Below are 21,598 nucleotides of genomic sequence, written 5' to 3' on the forward strand. Positions count from 1 at the left end.
ATAGCTTTTAGGATATAATATAATGTATAAGTTAGAATTGAAAAAAAGATTAAGTAGGTGAGGCAATGTCTTTATATGCTATAGGAGATTTACATTTAAGTTTTAGCACTGAAAAACCAATGGATATATTTGGTAAGAATTGGATAGATCATCATATAAAAATAGAGGAAAGCTGGAGAAGTAAAATAACTAATGAAGATACGGTGTTGATTCCAGGAGATATATCTTGGGCCATGAGTTTAGAAGATGCAAAGATAGATTTAGAGTGGATAGATAAGCTACCTGGGAAGAAAATATTACTTAGGGGAAATCATGACTATTGGTGGACATCCCTAAAAAAGATGAATGGCCTATTTGAAAGTATGGTATTTGTACAAAATAACCATGTTGAATATGAGGATTATGCCATATGTGGTACTAGGGGATGGCTTTGTCCTAATGATAATAAATTTACAGATCATGATCAAAAAATATATGACAGGGAATTACATAGATTAAAGTTATCACTAGATTCAACTAAAAGGGATAAGATCATAGTTATGACTCATTATCCTCCAACTAATGATAAATTACAAGATTCAGGATTTACTAAAATATATGAAGAATATAATGTAGAGAAAGTTATATATGGTCATCTTCACGGAAGACATTCATATAATACGGGACTTAAAGGAAATTACAACAATGTGGAATATGTATTAACATCTTGTGATTATTTGGATTTTAATCCAGTTAAAATATTATAATGAAGATTAATAAGGGCAGTTGCAGGTTTTGCAACTGTCCTTATTAATTTTGTCTATAAAAAATGAAAGAAATAAATCAAAGTTAGTTATAAATTAAACAATATCAAATATAATATAGAGAAATGATTATATTTATCATAGATCGGAAGGGGATATAAGTTAATTACTACATAAAAACAAGGAAAAAGGTCGAAAAGGCATTGATAAAAAAATATCAAAAAAAACACAAAAATGTGTTGCGAATAATTCTCATATGTAGTATCATGTATACAAGAACAAAACACTGTATACAAAAACTCGACATTGTATACAATATACCTTCCCGCGAGGATAAAAGGAGGATATGGATTATGAACCCATATAAAGGATTTATAACAGGAAAATGGCAAAAAGAAATTAATGTGAGAGAATTTATTCAAAAAAATTATAAGCCATATGAGGGAGATGATTCTTTCTTAGTAGGCATAACTGATAAAACAGATAGACTATTTTATAAAGTAAGGGATTTATTTAGAGAAGAGACTAAGAAAAATGGAACATTAGATATAGATACAAAAACAGTATCAACAATCGTATCTCATGAGGCTGGATATATAGATAAGGATTTAGAAGTTATAGTAGGTCTTCAAACGGATGAACCTCTTAAAAGATCTATTATGCCATTTGGTGGAATTAGAATGATGGCTAATGCTTGTAAAGAATATGGATATGAATTAGATCCTACAATAGAAGAAACTTTTACTAAGTATAGAAAGACTCATAACCAAGGAGTATTCGAAGCTTATACACCAGAGATTAAATTAGCTAGAAAAACTGGAGTTATAACTGGTCTTCCAGATGCATACGGAAGAGGACGTATCATAGGAGACTACAGAAGAGTAGCACTATATGGAGTAGATAGATTAATTGAAGATAAAAAAGATCAATTAGCTTCTCTTGAATTAGACTTCATGTTAGAAGATACAATAAGATTAAGAGAAGAGATTTCAGAACAAATTGCTTCTTTAAAAGAATTAATAGAAATGGGGAAATCTTATGGATTCGATATTTCTAAACCAGCAGTAGATTCTAAGGAAGCCATCCAGTGGACATATCTTGGATATCTTGCAGCTATTAAAGAGCAAAATGGTGCTGCTATGAGTATTGGTAGAGTAGCAACTTTCCTAGATATTTACATGGAAAGAGATTTAGATAATGGAATTTACAATGAAGATGAGTTACAAGAAATGATGGATCATTTCGTAATGAAGTTAAGAATGGTAAGATTCTTAAGACCAGAAGCTTATAACCAATTATTCAGTGGAGACCCTAACTGGGTAACAGAAGTTATTGGTGGTATGGGAACAGATGGAAGAACATTAGTAACTAAGAACTCCTTTAGAATATTAAATACATTATATAACCTAGGACCAGCTCCAGAGCCAAACTTAACAGTTTTATGGTCTAAGGATATGCCAGAAGGATTTAAGAAGTTCTGTTCTAAGGTTTCTATTGATACTTCATCTATTCAATACGAAAATGATGACTTGATGAGACCATATTGGGGAGATGACTATGGTATTGCATGCTGTGTATCTGCCATGAGAATAGGAAAGCAAATGCAATTCTTCGGAGCTCGTGCTAACTTAGCTAAAGCATTACTTTATGCTATTAACGGTGGAGTTGACGAAAAGTTAAATATCCAAGTTGCACCTAAGTTTGCAAGAATTGAATCTGAGTACTTAAACTATGACGAAGTAATGGAAAAGTTTGACAAATTAATGGATTGGTTAGCTAAGACTTATGTAAATGCTCTTAACGTTATCCACTACATGCATGATAAGTATTCTTATGAAAAACTTGAAATGGCTCTACATGATAGGGACATATTAAGAACTATGGCTTGCGGAGTTGCTGGATTATCAGTAGTTGCTGACTCATTATCTGCAATTAAGCATGCTAAAGTTAAGACTATAAGAAATGAAGAAGGATTAGCTGTAGACTTTGAAATCGAAGGAGAATATCCAGCATTCGGTAACGATGATGATAGAGCAGATGATATAGCTAGAGACTTAGTTAAGATATTCATGGATAAGATTAGAAAGCGTAAGACTTACAGAAATGCAACTCCAACTATGAGTATATTAACTATCACATCAAATGTAGTATATGGTAAGAAAACTGGTAACACTCCAGATGGAAGAAAATCAGGAGAGCCATTTGCACCAGGAGCTAACCCAATGCACAAGAGAGATAAAAAGGGTGCCATTGCATCTATGAACTCTGTGGCTAAATTACCATATGAACACAGTGAAGATGGAATCTCATATACATTCTCAATCGTTCCAGGAGCTCTTGGAAAGTCTGAAGATGAGAGAATTAACAACTTAAAAGGTTTACTTGATGGATACTTTATCCAAGATGGACACCATATTAATATTAACGTATTTGATAAGGAAACATTATTAGATGCTATGGAGCACCCAGAAGAATATCCTCAATTAACAGTAAGAGTTTCAGGATATGCAGTAAACTTTATTAAATTAACTAGAGAACAACAATTAGATGTAATTAGCCGTACATTCCATAGCCAAATGTAGGAGTGATTAAAATGAGTAAATCTGCTTATGTACATTCTGTAGAGACTTGTGGAACAGTAGATGGACCAGGAATTAGATATATATTATTTTTAAAAGGATGCCCACTAAGATGCAAATACTGCCATAATCCAGATACATGGATTAATGAGGACGGAGAAGAAAAGTCTGTGGATGAGATTATGAAAGAAGTGAGAAGATATAAAAGTTATTTTCAAGCTTCTGGTGGCGGTATAACCGTATCTGGTGGGGAGCCCACCCTACAAGCTGATTTTGTAGGAGAACTGTTTAAACAATGTAGGGAAGAAGGAATCCATACTTGTTTAGATACATCGGGCTATTGTGAAATAGAAGATGTTAAAGAGCTTTTAGAAAATACAGATTTAGTCTTATTAGACATTAAGCAGATAGACAACATTAAACATAGAGAATTGACCGGAGTAGAAAATATAAAGACTTTACAATTTGCAAAATACCTAGAAGAACAAAATATCCCCGTATGGATCAGATACGTATTAGTTCCCCAGCATACGGATGATACAAAGGATATTGAAGATTTAGGGAAATATTTAGGAACACTAAGTAATATTCAGAGGGTAGAGGTACTTCCATATCACGAAATGGGTATATCTAAATGGGAAAGTATGAACATGGACTATCCATTAAAAGGTATAACCTCACCAAGTAAGGAATCGGTAGAAAAAGCAAAAGATATATTAAAAAAACATAACCTAGAAGTCTATTAGACTTCTAGGTTTTTAATTAAATTTAGTCATAAATCTATCCGTAACGTCAATTATATACTGAAGCATATCTTCTGTTAATCCAGGATAAATACCTAGGAAAAAGGTATTTGTCAATACATTATCTGTATTATTTAATTTATCTGCAATTCTATAATCTATATGTTTATAAGCAGGATGTTTTAAGATATTACCTGTAAACAACATTCTTGTTTCTATCATATTATCTTCAAGATAGGTAACCAAATCTTTTCGTGTAAAACCAGAATTTTTTCTTATAGTTAAAGGGAATGAAAACCAAGAAGGATCAGCTTTTGGCAAAGTTATTGGAAGGATAAATTTATCTTCATATTTCTTAAAAAAGTTGTATAGAATATTAAAATTATATTTCCGTTTTTCAGTAAAAGCGGGAAGTTTTTTCAATTGCTCTATGCCAATAGCACATTGAATATCAAGCGGTTTTAAATTATATCCTATATTGGTATAAACATATTTATGGTCGTATCCATAGGGTAAATTTTCATATTTGTGTTTAAAACGTTTGCCACAAACACCGTTAGGGTTACTTTCTCCAGTTTGACAATAGCAAGCTCTTCCCCAATCTCTTATAGATAAAGCCTGCTTATATAAATTTATATTATTAGTAAGAATAGCTCCACCTTCTCCCATAGTCATATGGTGAGCGGCATAAAAGCTATAGGTTGAAAAATCACCAAATGTTCCGCAAAGTTTATTATCATATTTAGAATCTAGAGCATCACAAGTATCTTCTATTATATAAAGATTATATTTTTTAGCTATTTGAATGATCTTATCCATTTCTGCTGGATTTCCTAGCGTGTGAGCGAATACAATTGCTCTAGTTTTATCTGAAATAGCTGCTTTAATCTTTGATGCATCTATATTGTAGGTTCCTTCTTCAACATCAATCAATACAGGGGTTAAGTTATTTTGAATAATAGGGTTAAAGGTTGTGGGAAAAGCCATAGCTGTAGTTATAACTTCATCACCAGGTTTGATTGGATTTTCTATATTAGGAGAACATAAGGCACTCAATGCAACTAAATTAGCCGATGAACCAGAGTTTGTAACTAACCCATATTGCATATTCATATATTTAGTAAAATCATTAATAAACTTACGACCTTCTTTACCTAATGTGAGCCAAAAATCTAAGGCTGAATCTATTAATGCAACCATTTCATTTTCATCAAATACACGACCAGAATAATGAATTTTAGTTTTACCAGGAATAAATCCTTCTTTTGATTTTCTAATTTTGTAGATTTCAACAACTCTATTAACTATTTCATTCCTTATTGTTTGTTCAGTTTTCATAGTAATGAATCCTCCTATAAAGCTATACTTCAAAAAAAGTACTATCTTTAGTAAAATTTTTATAAGCACATATATAAGCATTGACTATATCATATATATAATCTCTAATTTATTTACATCCTGTTTAAGATGTATTAAATAAAATATTTAAGATTTAGAAATTCAAAATTAAACTTTAATCTTTTTTTTCCACCATTCAATTGTTTCATCTAATCCTTTATCTAAATCATAAGATGGAATCCATCCTACCTCATCTTTAAGTCTTTTAATATCTGCTACAATTAAAGGTGCTTCATTTGGTAATGTCTTAACATCTCCTAAATAAATTGAATTTTGCTTACCAATTTTCATACTAATTTTCATAAATATATCTTTTAATTTCACAGGATTACCTGTACCAATATTTACAGCTCCCTCCACACTGCTTTCAAGCAGTGCTATTAATGCAGAAGCAACATCATAAACATATGAATAATCTCTTATTTGATTGCCGTGAGAACAGTGAGCTACTTCTCCTTTCAAAAGATTACTTATTACATAAGATATAACTCTATTAGAGTTGTCATGTGGGCCATATGAATAAAAAATTCTGCCCCAAGCTAAACTTAAACCATTCTTTATAGAATAGCTTCCTACAATATTATGAAGACTTGCTTTGCAAGTTCCATATAATGAACAAGCTTTTAGAGGTGTTAAATGCTCATTCAAATAACCATAATTTAAATCATACTCAAAACAAGTTCCTGCAAATACTGCTCTTTCACCACCGTATTTATTAAAATTTTTAATAATTTCAATACTAGATTGAACCCATATTAAATTATTGGGCGAATTTCTATATTTATTTGGAGTAAGATCCCAAGCTAAATGTAATAGATGTGTAGGCATCACTTCTCTAAATAATTTATCTATTTCATGTAAATTTGTTAAATCTACACAGTGCCATACAACATTATTGTTCTTTGATTTAAAAGTTCTTGAACTTACTGCATGAACCTTATATCCTTTTTCAATCAATAAATTTAGAGTATTTGTCCCAATAAAACCACTGGCACCTGTAATTAAAACCTTCTTCATAGTTTAAAAACCTCCTATAAGTTACTCTGTAAGGTTTTACAGTAACTCTATCTATCATTTAGAATATTCGTTTATTTGATCTAAACATAATTTATATATATTTTCATTTTTGTAGTTTTTATACCAATAAACTGTATATGCCAATGCTTCTTCAATATTTAATTTTGGTTTCCAATGAAGATAAGTTTTAGCTTTAGTACAATCTAAATTTAATAGAGTAGCTTCATGGGGCTCCTTTTTATGAGACAAGTCTATCCATGTACCACTTCCCCATTTATCGATTATAGTGTTTACTATAGTTTCAACAGTAACAATTGACTCAAAATCAGGACCAAAATTCCAGGCACCGGAATAATTAACGCCGTGGAAATACATTTGTTTACCTAAAAGTAAATACCCATATAAGGGTTCAAGTACATGCTGCCAGGGCCTTATTGAATTTGGATTTCTAATCTCTATTTTTTTATTACTATACAATGAGCGTATACAATCAGGAATTAGGCGGTTCTTTGACCAATCACCACCTCCGATGACGTTGCCTGTTCTAACAGATGATATAGCTTTACCATGTTCTTTATATTTATTAGGATTAATAAAAGAATTTCTATATGAATCTATAAGAATTTCAGCACAGGCTTTACTGGAACTATAAGGATCATAGCCCCCTAATGGATCAGTTTCTCTATAGCCCCAGATTTGTTCTTTATTTTTATAACATTTATCAGTTGTTATTATAACTCCAACTTTAACAGAGTTTGTATTTTTAATGCATTCTAAAACATTAAATGAGCCTATAACATTTACGTCATAGGTTTCTTTTGGAATTTTATAAGATAATCTAACTAGGGGCTGAGCAGCTAAGTGAAAAACTATTTCAGGTTTATATTTATTAAAAATATATTTAAGCTTTTCTTCATCTCTAATATCAGCACGTATATCTACCATTTTGTTTTCTAAATTACAAACAACAAAATTACCATTAGTGGTATAAGGGTCCAAACCATAACCTATTACTTTTGCACCTAATTTTTTAAGCCAAATGGAGAGCCAAGAACCCTTAAATCCTGTGTGACCTGTAACTAAAACTGTTTTTCCTCTGTAAAAGCCTTTAAGGGAGTATTTATTGTTTATATCCATACCTTCCAAGGGGTATCACCACTCTCACAAAGTTTATTTACTCTTTGAACATCTTTAAAAGTATCTATTGATGTCCAAAAACCGTTGTGTTCGTATACAGCAAGTTCATTAGTTTTACATAAATTTTTTAGTGGATCTTTTTCAAATGGACAATCATTCTCAGGAAAATAATTAAAAATTTCTTTATTTAAAACCATAAAACCTCCATTTATTAGGTCTTTTAATACGGGTTTTTCACTAAAGGAGGTTACTATACCATTTTCTATTTTTAGGATCCCAAAAGGAGAGGTGGGATGGACACCAGTAAGGGTTGCAAGCCTTTCTTTTTTATTGTGGTGTTGTATAAGCATATTAATATTCACATTACTTAATCCATCTCCATAAGTTAGCATGAATTTATCTTCTTTAATATAATCTTTTATTTTTTTTATTCTACCTCCAGTAAGGGTGTCTGAGCCTGTATCTACCATTGTGATATTCCATTCTTCTTTTTCAAGATAATGATATTCTAAATTATTATTACTGGTATTTATAGTGAAATCATTATTTTTCCAATACATTCCCATAAAATATTGTTTGATCATTTCTCCTTTATAGCCTAAGCATAATATAAAATCATTAAATCCAAAATATGAGTATATTTTCATTATATGCCATATGATCGGCTTTCCACCAATATTGACGAGAGGTTTAGGACGATATTCAGTTTCTTCACGCATTCTTGTGCCCTTGCCACCACAGAGTATTACCACTTTCATAATATCACCTGCCATTTTTGAATTGTTATATCGTTCTGCTTTAGTATATTCAAAAAAATTATAGAATGTGTAGTGATTAATTTTTTATGGGCAATAAAGATTTGTATCGAATCAGTTTAAATTATTTTTAAAGTATCTTTAAGGTTTTATCATGAGTGTTAGAGAAAACTTTTGGCAAAACCAAGCCATCAGAGGGGAAAAATCGGCTTTTCACAACTTTATGGCAAATACATATAAATGATTGTATAAAGAACAATTGAAAATAATTGAGGAAATTTTAAAAGAATGCCAGCAGTAGTTTGAATATTTAGTAGAGATGAATATAAGAAGTTTGCTATGGAAAGTAGAATAGGAGGATAATTAATGGATGAAAATGTAATATTAAGTTTTTGTATTCCAACATATAATAGAGCTAATCGCGTGTGTGAGTGCGTGAATGAAATTTTAAAATACAAAGGAAATGAAATTGAAGTAGTTGTTTCAGATAATAATTCGCCAGATTCAACTTATGAGGATTTAAAAAAAATATCTGATAGTCGTTTTTTCTATTATAGAAATGATTCAAATTTAGGAGTCGGAAAAAATGTAATAAATACATTTAAAAAAGCAAAAGGAAAATATGTTTTTTTAATGAGTGATGAAGATTTTGTGAATATTGAACTTATTCCAAAGATTTTAGAAATATTAAAATCAAACAAAGGGTTATCAATATTAACGGGGTCCATACAATTTAAGGAGTCTCAAAAATATTATTGGAGATATAAAAATTCATTTTTTAAAAAAGGATCACAAGCACTATTAGGTTTTGCATTTAAGAAAAATTACTTTTCGGGATCTATTTACAATAAAGAACTTATTGATTTTGATAATATATGGAATGATTTATATGTATGTAAGGCATATCCTAATTTATGTGTAGAAGTTTTATTGTGTCTAAAAGGAGATGTGCATACCATAGCTAATCCAATTTGCTTTTATGCAGAACAAGAAAAAGAGAGTTATATAGATAAGCTAAAAGGTAAGAACTTTAATGATTTTGAACCCAGATTAGAGCAACATAGAGATTTTACACAAATAGTAAAAGGTATAGAAATTGATTTTGTCACTAAAGTAAACTTATATGCATTTCTGTGTTATAAATTGATTTATAATGTTAGTATCATAAAACAAATAAAAAATAAAAAAAATGAAGAGATGCTAGACTTATTAGCACGAGCAAAGCAATTTGCGATGGAAAATATTTTTGAAATTGCAATAGAAAACAGTGTAGTAATGAAACTAGAAAATTATATTGAACAAGTATTCAATCAATTTGCAGCACCTTATTTATAAAATGAAAAAGGGAGAAGAGGGTATGTATAGGGGTTTTTATGTAAATGTATAAAATTCTGACTAGATTCTAAGGAAATATCATTTATGCAAAACCTTAAAAATATGAAGATTAAAGAATTAGCTATGAGTTGAAAATCTGTTGGATAGCTCTAGGAAATAATTTAAGGATATAAGCGTGTTGTATATGCATTAGTTTATCGTGCAAAGGACATAACTTTGATAGATGAAGAAGTATCAAGGATTTATGAAAAAATATCAAAAGCTCTAGAAGAAAAATTTAGTGGAACTTTAAGAGAATAAATGAAAAAAGGTTAGCCAGAAATAGCTAATCTTTTTTCTAGGAATGTATAAAGTTTTGAATAAATAGTCATCTACTTAATTAGTACTTAATTGGAATTATTGGCCATTTACACAAAACTTTATACATTCCTTAAAATCTCCAATAAGTGTTTTTTCATTTACAACAAGAGAAAAGTATTGATTATTTGGCTTTTTCTTTTTTATATGTATCTTATATATCGCCTCTTTGATTTTTTGTACTGTTTCTTTAATATGAAATCATATTCTCATTTTTGCTCAATATCTTCAATCATGTTATTAACTTTATTCATTTTCATGCGTTCTTCTTTAGAATATCCAAATATATTTCGGATAGAATTTCTAATAATATCACTATCTAATACCTGCACTTTTTTTCCTTCTTCTACAAGAATTTTTTCAATTTCTTTTGCTAATATATTTTTACCTGAACAGCTTAATCTAGTAAGCCATATAGTGTATGTATGAGACATAACATTACTTCCTGTTATTAGCCAATGTATTTATCTTCTTGATTTATTATAGTAAGTTATAATTTTTTTGTTCTACTTATTAAATAATTTAATAGTTACTACTTTACTTTTATGTGCGTGTGTGTGAAACGATTACATGATAGAAGTAGGTCAAAACTGGAAATTTACTTAAAGAGATGTAGCACCTATTATTGCCGCATACATATAAATGATTATAGAAAGAGAAGTTAAAGATATTTGATACAAGCCATAAAGAAACTTATCTTGATTATAGATTAAGAGGTGATTAAAGCGAATTATAAAATAAAAAAGTATCAATAATGGGTATAACTGGAATTATTGTGAAGAAATTATTGAAGAAATTTTAAAGCAAGACCCTAGTGTAGTTAGAATTCTTAGTAGAGATGAGTATAAGCAGTATATTATGGCCAGTGAAATAGGGAATAGAGAAAACATTAGATTTTTGATAGGAGATGTAAGAGATTACGATAGAGTAGAGAGAACTTGTCGAGAGATGTTATGGGTTCAAGAGGCTAAACTGAAAGATTTAGCAGAAGTAGTTATTGAAGAAAGCTGTAAAAAATATGATATTGAATTAACTAAAGTAAAATATGGGAAGTTATAGTTCACACAATATGGAGCACATATTAAAAGATGAAGTTAGGGAATTAGCTATAAATGAAAAGTTAATATAGAAATACTGTTAATTCATTAAGATACAAAAGCAGTAGATATATTTGGCAAAGATGTGAGTACTAGCGCAGCTTTTTTAGGAATGAAATATCTTTTCCAACGTATTATTGAAGATTATTCTGAGATTGAGTTTATCGAAGCCACAGAAGGTGGTTTGCGTATAGAGAGAGCAATAAATAAAACTTTTAAAGAAGATTTAGATGTGGCTAGATTATTAAAAAACAGAAGTTTATCAATACATGGATTTATTAAGTCAGTTAATTGATGAGTATTATAAGGAAAATAAAGAACTACTTTCAAGAGGCAGTTCATAGATCCAATATATTTAATGACTTTATAAAGAATGGTAGGAGGAGAAAAAAATTGGAACATAAAAAACCTAAACTTATAGCTGAAATAGGATGTAATCATATGGGGGATATGGAAATAGCAAAACAATTTATAAAAATGGCATCAGTTTTTTGTGAGGTTAAAACTGTAAAATTTCAAAAAAGAAACAATAGAGAACTTTTGACACCAGAACAGTATGGTGCACCTCATCCTAACCCACATAATTCCTATGGTAAAACTTATGGTGAACACCGTGAATACCTAGAATTTAATTTAGAACAACATAAAAAATTGAAAAATTATTGTGAGGAGTTTGGTTTAGTATATGGTTGTTCAGTTTGGGATATGACGTCTGCTAAAGAGATTGCATCACTTACACCTAAATATATTAAAATTCCATCTGCATGTAATAATAATTATGAGATTCTAGAATGGCTTTGCGAAAATTACAATGGTGAAATTCATGTTTCTTTGGGGATGACAACACACAAAGAAGAACAATCTATTATTGATTTATTTAAAGTAAAGAATAGAAATAAGGACTTAATTATTTACAGCTGTACATCAGGATATCCTGTTCCTGTTAAGGATATATGTTTGTTAGAAATAACAAGACTTAAAGAAAATTATGGGCATTTAGTTAAAGAAATTGGATTTTCAGGACATCATAATGGCATTTCTGTGGATATAGCTGCATACACATTAGGTGCATCTATTATAGAGAGACATTTTACATTAAATAGAACATGGAAAGGAACAGATCATGCAGCATCTTTAGAGCCTGATGGATTAAGAAGATTAAATAGGGATTTAAATAATGCGTATAAAGCATTACGATATAAGGCCAGTGAATTGCTTGAAATAGAAAAACCACAAAGAGAGAAATTAAAATTTCGAAAAAAATAACAAATGTTTCTTCAATGATAAATAATTAAATGAATAGAGAAATAATGAGTAATTGTGATGATCATTATTTAACAAATATAAAAAGGTTAGAAGGTATGCTTTATGAAATGTACATTGTGTGATAATCAAAATATAGAATTGATTGACGCTAAAATAAGAAGTATAGACAGTAAAGATATGAAGGTATATAAGTGTATGAATTGTGGAGTGCATTTTTTATATCCTTATATACAAAGGTATGATATTTCTAATCATATTCAATGGCTAAAGAACAAAGTTCCAGGTGGGCAAGGAATGTATAATCATTTATTTACATCGAATTTTAAAATAAGTTATGAAAACATGCTAATTGAACAAGGTAAATCAGATACCGTATTTGCCATATGTAAAATTTCAGATAAAGTTGGTGAGCGAAATGATTAAAATGCCTGATTTTAAAAAAAGTTTTGATTATGAAAATGACTTTTATCTATCTTGTGCTACATCAAGGATTGGAAAACTTTTAGCACATTATGAAATATATAAAAAAACACTTGGGCTGCCAGGTGAAGTAGTAGAATGTGGTGTTTTTAAAGGTGCATCTTTTACTAGATTTGGGGCATTTAGAGATCTGATTGAAAATTCAAACTCAAGAAAATTAATAGGTTTTGATATTTTTGGAAGTTTTCCTGAAACAGAATATGAAGAGGATAAAATAAAGAGAGAACATTTTATAAAAAATGCTGGAGGAGAAAGTATTTCTGTAGAACAATTAGAAGCGATTTTACAATATAAAAGAATAGATAGAAATATTGAATTGATAAAAGGAGATATAACTAAAACAATACCTGAATATCTAGATAAACATCCAGAATTGAAAATATCTTTACTGAATCTTGATACAGATATATATGAGCCTGCTGTCACAATTCTAGAGTATTTATATCCACGAATAGTTAAAGGTGGAATTCTCATGCTGGATGATTATGGAGTTTTTCCAGGTGAAACAAAAGCAGTCGATGACTATTTTATAGGAAAGAATGTTAAAATTGAAAAATTACCCCTTAATGAGACACCTTGTTTTATTATAAAAGACTAAGAATGCTCAAGGAGAGTTTAGATATGGACTATGAAAATATAGCATTTATACCATTAAGAGGAGGAAGCAAATCAATCCCTCTTAAGAATATTAAGATAATAAATGAAAGACCACTAGCCTATTGGACCCTTGATGCTGCTACAACTTGTAAATATATTGAGAAAGTATTTGTTTCTACAGATAGTGAAGAAATAAAAAAGGTTGTAGAAGATTATGATTCTAATAAGATAGCAGTAGTAGGAAGGTCTAAGGAGACTGCACAAGACAATTCTTCTACCGAATCTGCTATGCTGGAATTTGTAAATCAGTATAGTTTCAAAAATATTGTTCTCATTCAAGTCACTTCACCACTTTTAGAAACAGGAGATTTGGATAAAGGATTTGAAATGCTTTTAAATAGAAAATATGATAGTATTCTTTCAGCAGTAAGACAAAAAAGGTTCATTTGGTCAAAGAATACTGATGAAAACTACTATCCTCAGAATTATGATTTTCAGAATAGACCGTTAAGACAAAACTTTGAAGGATACTTAGTTGAAAATGGTGCATTTTATATAACTTCAAAAGAAAGATTATTAGCTTCAAAATGTAGGATTTCGGGTAACATAGGAATTGTTGAAATGAAAGAAGAAACATATTTTGAAATAGATGAGTTAAGTGATTGGATTATAGTAGAAGAACTTTTGAAAAAAAGAAAAATAAACAAAGATGAATTCAAAGAAGTTTTGAAAGATATAAAATTACTGATAACAGATAGTGATGGCGTTTTAACAGATGGTGGAATGTATTACTCTGAAAATGGTGATGAATTAAAAAAATTTAATACCAAAGATGGTATGGGAGTACAGCTTTTAAGAGAACATGGGATAAAAACCATTATTATAACAGGTGAAAATGTTGAAATGGTTAAACGAAGAGGTAAAAAATTAAATATTGAAGAAATATATCTGGGGATAAAGGAAAAAGCTCCTTTGGTTAGGAAATTAGCTAAAAAGCATAATATAGAATTGAGTCAAATAGCTTATATTGGAGATGATATAAATGATTTAGAAGCTATAAAAATAGTAGGCTTTGGATGTTCTATATGTGATGGCATGGAAAAAGTAAAAAATGTTGCTAGATATATAACCAAAACTAAAGGTGGGCAAGGTGCATTAAGAGAAGTAGCAGAGTTAATACTAAAAGCAAAATTGGAAGGGAATTTAATATGAGTGTAAATCAATTCATTATAATAGAAAATGAATCAATAATGAATGCACTAAAGAAAATAGATCTAAATAAAAAAGGTTTCTTAATAATTGTAGATTTAAACAAAAAGGTTTTAGGAACATTAACTGATGGAGATATAAGAAGAGCATTTATTAGTGATAATAATATTACTGATAGTATTATCAACATTTATAATAAGAATTTTAATAAACATAATTACCAAGAAAAATATGCATAAATTATTAATGAAAGATATAAAATTTGATTTAAACTATAATTTTTTATCTATAGATGATTCTATATTAGAGAATGAGATATATAATAGACCCTGGGGTTTTTATAAAACTACTTTCTCAAATCCATACTCCCAATCCAAAATTATTAAAATAAACCCATTGGGTGAATTAAGTCTTCAAGAACATAAGCATAGAGAAGAGCATTGGATAGTAATTTATGATATAGGCGATGTAATTTTAGGAGAATCGAAAAAGAAAGTATCAACTGGTAGTTATATATTTATTCCTAAAGGCTGTAAGCACAAGATAAGTAATCCATCTGAAACGAAGTCTCTTATGATTGCGGAAGTACAACTAGGTGAATACTTTGGAGAAAATGATATTATAAGATATCAAGATATTTATGGAAGAGTATAGTGACAGAGAAGGATTCTCTGTCATATTTTTAGCGATTATTAAGGAAAATAAAATAAGTAGTATAGATAAATTAAAGTTTAAAATAAAATGTGTAAACTCATATTATGCCAATGGATGAGTTTACACATGAAATCTATATAATTTTTTGAGTGTTAGATATGTTGTTTAAAACATATTGGAGTTCTACAAGTGATTTAACCTCATAAAAATTTTCTCTATATGATTTTTTGAATTTTTCATAAAATTTTTCAAACATTACATTCATTTCAGTTTTACTAGCAAAGTTATTTAATAAGTTACTTAATGAAATGAAATTATTGTTTATATCTTTAAATATAATTCGAGTATTAAGAAATGATGATGAATTATATGTCATGATTATTTTATTTTGCTTTTGGGGTTTATTTTCAATATATTCATTTAAATATATTACTTCCCATGGTATATTATGTTCTATAATATTTACATCTAATCCAACAAATTTAAGATTACTATGAATTGGATGTTTTTTTAATAGTACTTTATAATCTTTTGCTGCTTTTATTATACTCATTAACAAATATTTTTCTTCAATATAAGATGTTATATTAGAAGGGGTAAGAGACTGATCTAAAAATAAAATATCCCAATCTTTCTTTTCATGTTTATAGTCAAATATTATGTTTAATTCATCACATATTTCAAATTTTAAATCACTATCAATATATTTTTTAAATTGAATATCTCTCAAAGGTTTATTTAATTTACTTATATAAAGTTGTTTATCAAACAACCATATTTCAGAGACTCTATTAAAATCTAATGTATGATAGTTAAATTTCTTGTTCAAATGTTCATCAAATTCTTTTACAAAGTAAGTCCCTAATCCTTCATCAGTTAAAATAACTTTTGTTTTATCTAATACAGAATTTATTAAATGATAATTAAAATTAGATCCCCACCATGAAAAAGAATGTAATACATCAATATTTTTTAAATCTAGTTCATTTATTTGTTGAAGTACAATATTTAATGTTTGACTATTTTCTTTTGCTAAAATAATTTCATCCCAAATATTTAATTTTTTTAAATTCCCATATGCTTTTCTAACATCACTGCGCCAATCAGAAAGTATGATGATTTTATAGTTACTTTTATATACTGTTTTAGATAATATATATGATACAAATATATGATATGCAGTTAAGCATGAAAAACAAATTACTTTATTATCGTCCAATTTATTTCACTCCTTGATTGATACAGAGTACTGTTCATTTTTTATCTCGTCATTCTTATTAATTAAATGTTCTAATATTTTATGCAATATGGTATTTATTTTTCTTTGATCACGAATATCATGTACTCTAAAGTAACTTAAAGGATCTGATATATATATGACTTTTTCTTTATCAATAGTACTAATCCATGTAAGTAAATTAGCAATAATTTTATCTTGTTTTTCTTTATATATACCAAACTTACTATTTTGTATATCTTTTTCAATATTTTCTATAATTTTTCGGCTAAATAAGGGGCTGATAATTTCATCAATTACATCAGATATTTTTTTCAAAATAAGATTAAACATAAAATTCCCTTTTGTTATTGAACTTTTATCAAATAGTTTTCTCGGTATATCAGAATTTTTTAATTGTTTTCCTTCTGCATCTATTAATTCTCTATAGGATGTTACCAAAGATACATTGTCACATTCTAGAAAATAATTTATCATTATATTAATTCTATCCTTATGATATATATCAGTATCTGATATATAGCTAATATATTCACCTGAACTTAATTTTAAAAGGGTATTTAAAATATTTGTATCTTGGAATATATTACATTTATAGTATTTAATATTAGGATACTTTTTCAAGTAAGGTTTCGTTATTTCCTTGCATTCATTATTTAAGCTTCTGTCAATTACAATTATTTCAATGTTTTTGTAAGTTTGATTTACCACACTATCAAGAGCAGTTTTAAAATAACTGATCCTACCACATGCTTCTACAAAAATACTCACTAATGGAAATATGTCCTTAGAATAGTTACCTAGAAAGATTTTTCTATATTTTTCATTTTCATCGTTAATATGAGTAGCGCCACATTCATGGATGCACCATGGTTCATCTTGTTTAGGAATAACAACTTTATATCCTGATTTGGTAAATTCAAGGCTTTGAGAAATATCATAAAAGCAGTGTCCATCAAAAATGGTTTCTTTCCATGGAATATCATATTGTGTGATCATGATAAGGCTATCTATAGCCTTTACACTTTCATATTCATCTTCTATTTCATTAAACTGTAAAAGTTCAAGTTTTCCAGTTTGATTATCATAAACTTTACCGTACTTATGCTTTGATTTATTCCAGATGCCACTTGTTGGTATTGTTTTTGAACCTAATACCCCAATCATTCCTACATTATTGTTATTTTCAAAAATAGACATAAAATTTTTTATAAGATTTTTATTAATAATAAATACATCTTCATGAATATAAACTTTATATTTGGCATCGGAATCTTGTATCCCTTTATTGTACGCTTTAGTTATACTTTCTACATTTTTAATACATAGAGTTTCAATTTGATAGCCTTCTGGAACATTTAGATTTTTTATATATAATAATGTTTCTTTATATATATCTTCATTATCAACATAAGTTATAAAACAGATTTTTTTGTTATCAGCCATTAATTTTCACCCTTTTCTTAAAATTGCTGTAAATTAATTTACAGCAATTTATCAATTTTTGCACAAATTTTTACCCAACTAAATTTTTCATATGCATAATTTTGTACTTCATTACATACTCTTTTTAATTTTGTTTCATTGTGGCAAGCATGTATTAAGAGTTGTGATAATTGCTCAATATTATCTATTTCAAATATATCTCCATATTTTTGGTTATCTGTAATATCATTTGCAGATACTATATTTGAACTTATAATATAACATCCTGAGCTTATAGCCTCAGCTAATGCTATACAAAAGGATTCTGATCTTGAGGTTAAACAAAATATTTTTGATTTGTCATATTCTTTTTTCAGTCTTTCTCTATCTATTATTTTGCCAGTAAATATTATTTTGTCTTTGAGGTTGGGGCTTTCTTTAAAAAAATTTTCAATATAGGTTTCAAATCCCTTTTCAATTGAACCTATTATTTTTAGTGTCCAATTAGGAATATGAGTACTTGCAATTTTAAAAGCTTCCATTAATATTTCTGTAGCTTTTAAATTATTTCCAATTCTTCCAACAGTGCAGATAATATTTTCTTTTTCCTCATATTTAACATCCATTCTATTTTCATAATCATAAGCAAAAAAGCCATTGGGAATGTATGCTACTTTCAAAGACCAATTTTTATTTATATATTCATATAGTTCTTTTGTTTCTACACTTATTAAATCACATTGATTTAGTATATTTATATTCGTTTTATTGAAAATTTTATCAAAGTTTTTGTTTTTAATTCTTACATTTTCATCTAATTTTAAGTAAACTTTACCTTTGGGGTTTATATATTTATAAATTTTTATCCAATTAAATGTTCTTGGAATTAACCAATAAATTTGTAATATATCTATTTTTTTTGCATTTTGAGCTAGATAAGAATATCCATTTATATTGGTATCATGCCAGAAATTGCTACCATCAGCATACTTGCCTATATAGTCAATTTTTAGGCCTTTGACTTCTTTATATAAATAAGGAAGATTCTCTCCCTTATAGGCTGCAATACGTGAATCATATCCAAAATATTTATGCATGACATATGGAATCATTCCATAATCCTTAATTAGATAGTGATTTGCACATTCTGGTGATAATACAACGAATCTTATTTTTTTATTTTTTTCTTTATTATATTTAGGAGAATATTCTGTTAAATAATGATCTAAAAAAAGTTTCTTATAGTGTTCATAGTTGTTATTAATAGTAACGATTCCACAGTCATGTATGCACCATGGTTCATTCTGCTTTGGAATGGCAATATCATATCCTGATTTACTAAATTCAACACATTGAGAAATATCATGAAAATGCTGCCCGTCAAAAATGTCTTCTCTCCATGTAATGTCATACTGGGTGATCATGATTAGCCCATCTATAGCTTTTACGCTTACACATTCATTTTCTACTTCATGAAGCTGTAAAAGTTGCATTTTTCCAGTATGACTATCGTAGACCTTCCCATATTTGTCAGTTGATTCGCTCCATATTCCGTTAACAGGTATCTTTTTTGAACCTACTACACCTATCATGCCTATATTCTCGTATTTTTCAAATATATTTATAAAATCTTTTATAAAATTTTTATTGGTAATAAATACATCTTCATGAATATAAACTTTATATTTGGCATCTGAATCTCTCATTGCTTTGTTATATGCTTTAGCTATATTTTCTGCATTTCTAAAACATAAAGTTTCAATTTGATAACCTTCTAAAACATTTAAGTTATTAATATATAATAATGTTTCTTTATATATATCTTCATTATGAACACAAGTTATAAAGCATACTTTTTTGTTATCAGCCATTAATTGTCACCTTCTATGTTTTTTAATGGGTTTTGAGTTTCAATATTTGCAGACTTAATTTCATATGCTTTAGATGATAAAATATTAGCATACTCATACATGTTTTTTTTAGAAAGGTATAATGCTAATTGATTTAATACTTTTTCTTTTCTTATGATATTAGTATCAATTAGTTCTATAGCAGTATTTAAATTTAATTTAGCATCATGAATCATTTCTATTAAAGATTTCAGACTTTCTTCAACCAATATGTCATTTTCAATTCTTCTTAATAAGAATTTGATGTTTCTACTACCATTATTTGTATCTGTAAAGATTTCTGTATTTTTTGCTCTTACAAAATATCTTTGAAATTGGTATTGGTTAGTCATATCTTTCTCTGTTATATTATTTAATGAGTCTATAAACTTTTTATCATCTTCAGTTGGTTGTTTAGTATTTCCAGTTATTCTTTCGATTTTAAAATTTGCGTTCTTCAACATATTATGAATTTCATCTAATGTAAAGAATTTAATAGATGTTTGAGTATCATGTTTCCAATTTCCATATATTAAATTTCGAATAATTATATAATGCATAATATTAGGAAAGGTAGCTAAAATTTTTCCATCTTTTTTAAGATATTTTCTTATAGTGTTTAAGACATCCAATGGAGCATTTAAATGTTTAAGTTCATTTCCAAATATAATATAATCAAAATATTCTTCTTCATACTCTAGATCATCATTTTCAATATTTATACATTTGACATTTGCAAAGGTATTTGAAATCTCTGCAGCTTTTTCATTTAATTCTATTCCATATAAATTAGCATTTTTATAAATATTTTTTATTTGAAGTAAAGTACCACCACAACCACAACCTATTTCTAATACATTAATTTTTTCAAATTTAAAATGATCCATTAAATTAATTAAATCAATTTGAATATTGAAATAATAAGAGTTGGATAAGCCCCATTTTTCTTCAAATTTCTTTTTATTAAGGGAAAGAAGGTTATTAAATTCCCCTCTATTCTTATTAAAAGAAACACTACCAAAATGATGTATAAATACATCCTTACAAAGCATTAACCTATATCCAGCTTTTTTCATTCTAAAGGAGTAATCATCATCTTCAAAATTTCCAGGTGAAAATCTTTCATCTAATAGGCCTACTTTTTCTATTACTACTTTTTTAATAAGCATACAGAATCCAATTAACCTTAGTCTTTCTTCCCATGCATCTTTATTAGAAACATTATTTCTTTCCGCAAATTCTATCATATCTTCATTAGTTTTGTAGTTAGCTTTGATTGTTTGATAATTAGAAGCGTAATTTGAAATGGCTCCTACGGCGCCTATATCATTAGAACTGTATAAACATTTATTTAAATTTGTAAGCCAATTTGGCGTAACGATTACATCATTATTTAAAAGGAGTATGTTATCACCTTTTGCTATTTCTATTCCTTGATTGCAGCCTTTAGGAAATCCTAAATTTTCTTCATTGAATATGGCTTGAATATCTTCTTGTTCTTTAAGCCACTGAACGGTTCCATCAGTAGAATGATTATCTACAACAATGATCTCATATGTGTCTTTGTCTGTATATTTTCTTATACTATCTATACAAAGCTTTGTATAATTCAATTGATTAAAAGTTAATATGATAATACTTGTTTTCATTGACCCTCAATCCTTCTAATAAGATTTTTGT

General features: G+C 28.2%; 22 protein-coding genes and 1 pseudogene. 14 read left to right on the forward strand and 9 right to left on the reverse strand.

Annotated elements, in window-relative coordinates:
- Positions 1-65: 65 nt before the first annotated feature.
- The 3 genes from CCE28_RS03630 to pflA all read left to right on the forward strand — a co-directional run bounded on the left by CCE28_RS03630 (position 66) and on the right by pflA (position 4,068).
- Positions 66-746, forward strand: a complete 681-nt coding sequence (locus CCE28_RS03630) for a metallophosphoesterase (RefSeq protein WP_095131092.1) — start codon at positions 66-68, stop codon at positions 744-746.
- A gap of 350 nt (positions 747-1,096) precedes the next feature.
- A complete protein-coding gene (gene pflB / locus CCE28_RS03635; RefSeq protein WP_095131094.1) occupies positions 1,097-3,325 on the forward strand; it encodes a formate C-acetyltransferase in 2,229 nt (742 codons plus the stop codon).
- 11 nt (positions 3,326-3,336) lie between these two features.
- Positions 3,337-4,068 carry a pyruvate formate-lyase-activating protein gene (pflA, locus tag CCE28_RS03640; RefSeq protein ID WP_095131096.1) on the forward strand — a complete coding sequence of 244 codons (732 nt, stop codon included), beginning with the start codon at positions 3,337-3,339 and terminating at the stop codon, positions 4,066-4,068.
- 12 nt (positions 4,069-4,080) lie between these two features.
- On the opposite strand, the gene rfbH is transcribed toward pflA, so the two are convergent.
- From rfbH to rfbF, 4 genes are all read right to left on the reverse strand, one after another.
- A complete protein-coding gene (rfbH, locus tag CCE28_RS03645; protein WP_095131098.1) occupies positions 4,081-5,403 on the reverse strand; it encodes a lipopolysaccharide biosynthesis protein RfbH in 1,323 nt (440 codons plus the stop codon).
- Between the two features lie 168 nt (positions 5,404-5,571).
- Positions 5,572-6,480: an NAD-dependent epimerase/dehydratase family protein gene (locus CCE28_RS03650; protein WP_095131100.1), complete on the reverse strand. Its 909-nt coding sequence runs from the start codon at positions 6,478-6,480 to the stop codon at positions 5,572-5,574.
- Positions 6,481-6,534: 54 nt separating this feature from the next.
- Positions 6,535-7,617 carry a CDP-glucose 4,6-dehydratase gene (gene rfbG / locus CCE28_RS03655; RefSeq protein ID WP_095131443.1) on the reverse strand — a complete coding sequence of 361 codons (1,083 nt, stop codon included), beginning with the start codon at positions 7,615-7,617 and terminating at the stop codon, positions 6,535-6,537.
- Positions 7,608-8,375: a glucose-1-phosphate cytidylyltransferase gene (rfbF, locus tag CCE28_RS03660; RefSeq protein ID WP_095131102.1), complete on the reverse strand. Its 768-nt coding sequence runs from the start codon at positions 8,373-8,375 to the stop codon at positions 7,608-7,610. Before rfbF ends, rfbG begins: the two co-directional genes overlap by 10 nt.
- 363 nt (positions 8,376-8,738) lie before the next feature.
- Between rfbF and CCE28_RS03665 the strand changes: the two genes are divergently transcribed.
- Positions 8,739-9,707, forward strand: a complete 969-nt coding sequence (locus tag CCE28_RS03665; RefSeq protein WP_095131104.1) for a glycosyltransferase family 2 protein — start codon at positions 8,739-8,741, stop codon at positions 9,705-9,707.
- Positions 9,708-9,884: 177 nt separating this feature from the next.
- Positions 9,885-10,007 (forward strand): annotated as a pseudogene (locus CCE28_RS22900) (hypothetical protein); the annotation flags it as partial.
- A gap of 266 nt (positions 10,008-10,273) precedes the next feature.
- Here the strand turns inward: CCE28_RS22900 and CCE28_RS03675 are convergent.
- On the reverse strand, positions 10,274-10,498 hold the full coding sequence (locus CCE28_RS03675) for an adenylyl-sulfate kinase (RefSeq protein WP_095131108.1): 225 nt from the start codon (positions 10,496-10,498) through the stop codon (positions 10,274-10,276).
- A gap of 352 nt (positions 10,499-10,850) precedes the next feature.
- Here CCE28_RS03675 and CCE28_RS22845 point away from each other — a divergent pair, with 352 nt between their 5' ends.
- The 9 genes from CCE28_RS22845 to CCE28_RS22690 all read left to right on the forward strand — a co-directional run bounded on the left by CCE28_RS22845 (position 10,851) and on the right by CCE28_RS22690 (position 15,485).
- Positions 10,851-11,123, forward strand: a complete 273-nt coding sequence (locus CCE28_RS22845) for a polysaccharide biosynthesis protein (RefSeq protein WP_330396817.1) — start codon at positions 10,851-10,853, stop codon at positions 11,121-11,123.
- A gap of 123 nt (positions 11,124-11,246) precedes the next feature.
- Complete coding sequence (locus CCE28_RS03685) at positions 11,247-11,456, forward strand: hypothetical protein (protein WP_095131112.1); 210 nt, start codon at positions 11,247-11,249, stop codon at positions 11,454-11,456.
- Positions 11,457-11,554: 98 nt separating this feature from the next.
- Positions 11,555-12,427: an N-acetylneuraminate synthase family protein gene (locus CCE28_RS03690; RefSeq protein ID WP_330396808.1), complete on the forward strand. Its 873-nt coding sequence runs from the start codon at positions 11,555-11,557 to the stop codon at positions 12,425-12,427.
- A gap of 102 nt (positions 12,428-12,529) precedes the next feature.
- The gene (locus CCE28_RS03695) at positions 12,530-12,850 is read left to right on the forward strand and encodes a hypothetical protein (protein WP_095131114.1); all 321 of its coding nucleotides are present in this window, start codon (positions 12,530-12,532) and stop codon (positions 12,848-12,850) included.
- Between the two features lies 1 nt (position 12,851).
- Positions 12,852-13,505 (forward strand): TylF/MycF/NovP-related O-methyltransferase, encoded by a 654-nt coding sequence (locus CCE28_RS03700; RefSeq protein ID WP_242972883.1) that lies wholly within the window; start codon positions 12,852-12,854, stop codon positions 13,503-13,505.
- 23 nt (positions 13,506-13,528) lie between these two features.
- The gene (locus CCE28_RS03705) at positions 13,529-14,716 is read left to right on the forward strand and encodes an acylneuraminate cytidylyltransferase (RefSeq protein WP_095131118.1); all 1,188 of its coding nucleotides are present in this window, start codon (positions 13,529-13,531) and stop codon (positions 14,714-14,716) included.
- Positions 14,713-14,952: a CBS domain-containing protein gene (locus CCE28_RS22515; protein ID WP_242972884.1), complete on the forward strand. Its 240-nt coding sequence runs from the start codon at positions 14,713-14,715 to the stop codon at positions 14,950-14,952. Before CCE28_RS03705 ends, CCE28_RS22515 begins: the two co-directional genes overlap by 4 nt.
- A 7-nt stretch (positions 14,953-14,959) precedes the next feature.
- The gene (locus tag CCE28_RS22520; protein WP_242972885.1) at positions 14,960-15,367 is read left to right on the forward strand and encodes a phosphomannose isomerase type II C-terminal cupin domain; all 408 of its coding nucleotides are present in this window, start codon (positions 14,960-14,962) and stop codon (positions 15,365-15,367) included.
- The gene (locus tag CCE28_RS22690) at positions 15,354-15,485 is read left to right on the forward strand and encodes a hypothetical protein (protein ID WP_278277517.1); all 132 of its coding nucleotides are present in this window, start codon (positions 15,354-15,356) and stop codon (positions 15,483-15,485) included. Before CCE28_RS22520 ends, CCE28_RS22690 begins: the two co-directional genes overlap by 14 nt.
- Positions 15,486-15,500: 15 nt before the next feature.
- Here the strand turns inward: CCE28_RS22690 and CCE28_RS03715 are convergent, their stop codons facing one another.
- The 4 genes from CCE28_RS03715 to CCE28_RS03730 are packed head-to-tail and all read right to left on the reverse strand — an operon-like array spanning position 15,501 to position 21,567.
- Positions 15,501-16,586: a hypothetical protein gene (locus CCE28_RS03715; RefSeq protein ID WP_095131120.1), complete on the reverse strand. Its 1,086-nt coding sequence runs from the start codon at positions 16,584-16,586 to the stop codon at positions 15,501-15,503.
- A 6-nt stretch (positions 16,587-16,592) separates the two neighbouring features.
- Positions 16,593-18,050, reverse strand: coding sequence for a glycosyltransferase (locus CCE28_RS03720; RefSeq protein WP_095131122.1), 1,458 nt, complete (start codon positions 18,048-18,050; stop codon positions 16,593-16,595).
- Positions 18,051-18,088: 38 nt separating this feature from the next.
- Positions 18,089-19,900, reverse strand: coding sequence for a glycosyltransferase (locus CCE28_RS03725; protein WP_095131124.1), 1,812 nt, complete (start codon positions 19,898-19,900; stop codon positions 18,089-18,091).
- Entirely contained in the window at positions 19,900-21,567 is a 1,668-nt protein-coding gene (locus tag CCE28_RS03730) for a bifunctional glycosyltransferase family 2 protein/class I SAM-dependent methyltransferase (RefSeq protein ID WP_095131126.1), read from the reverse strand. The genes CCE28_RS03725 and CCE28_RS03730 overlap by 1 nt, the downstream gene beginning before the upstream one ends.
- Positions 21,568-21,598: the final 31 nt, after the last annotated feature.

Origin of the sequence: Anaeromicrobium sediminis, from assembly GCF_002270055.1 — a bacterium.
In the GTDB taxonomy this organism is placed as follows: Bacteria; Bacillota; Clostridia; order Peptostreptococcales; family Thermotaleaceae; genus Anaeromicrobium; species Anaeromicrobium sediminis.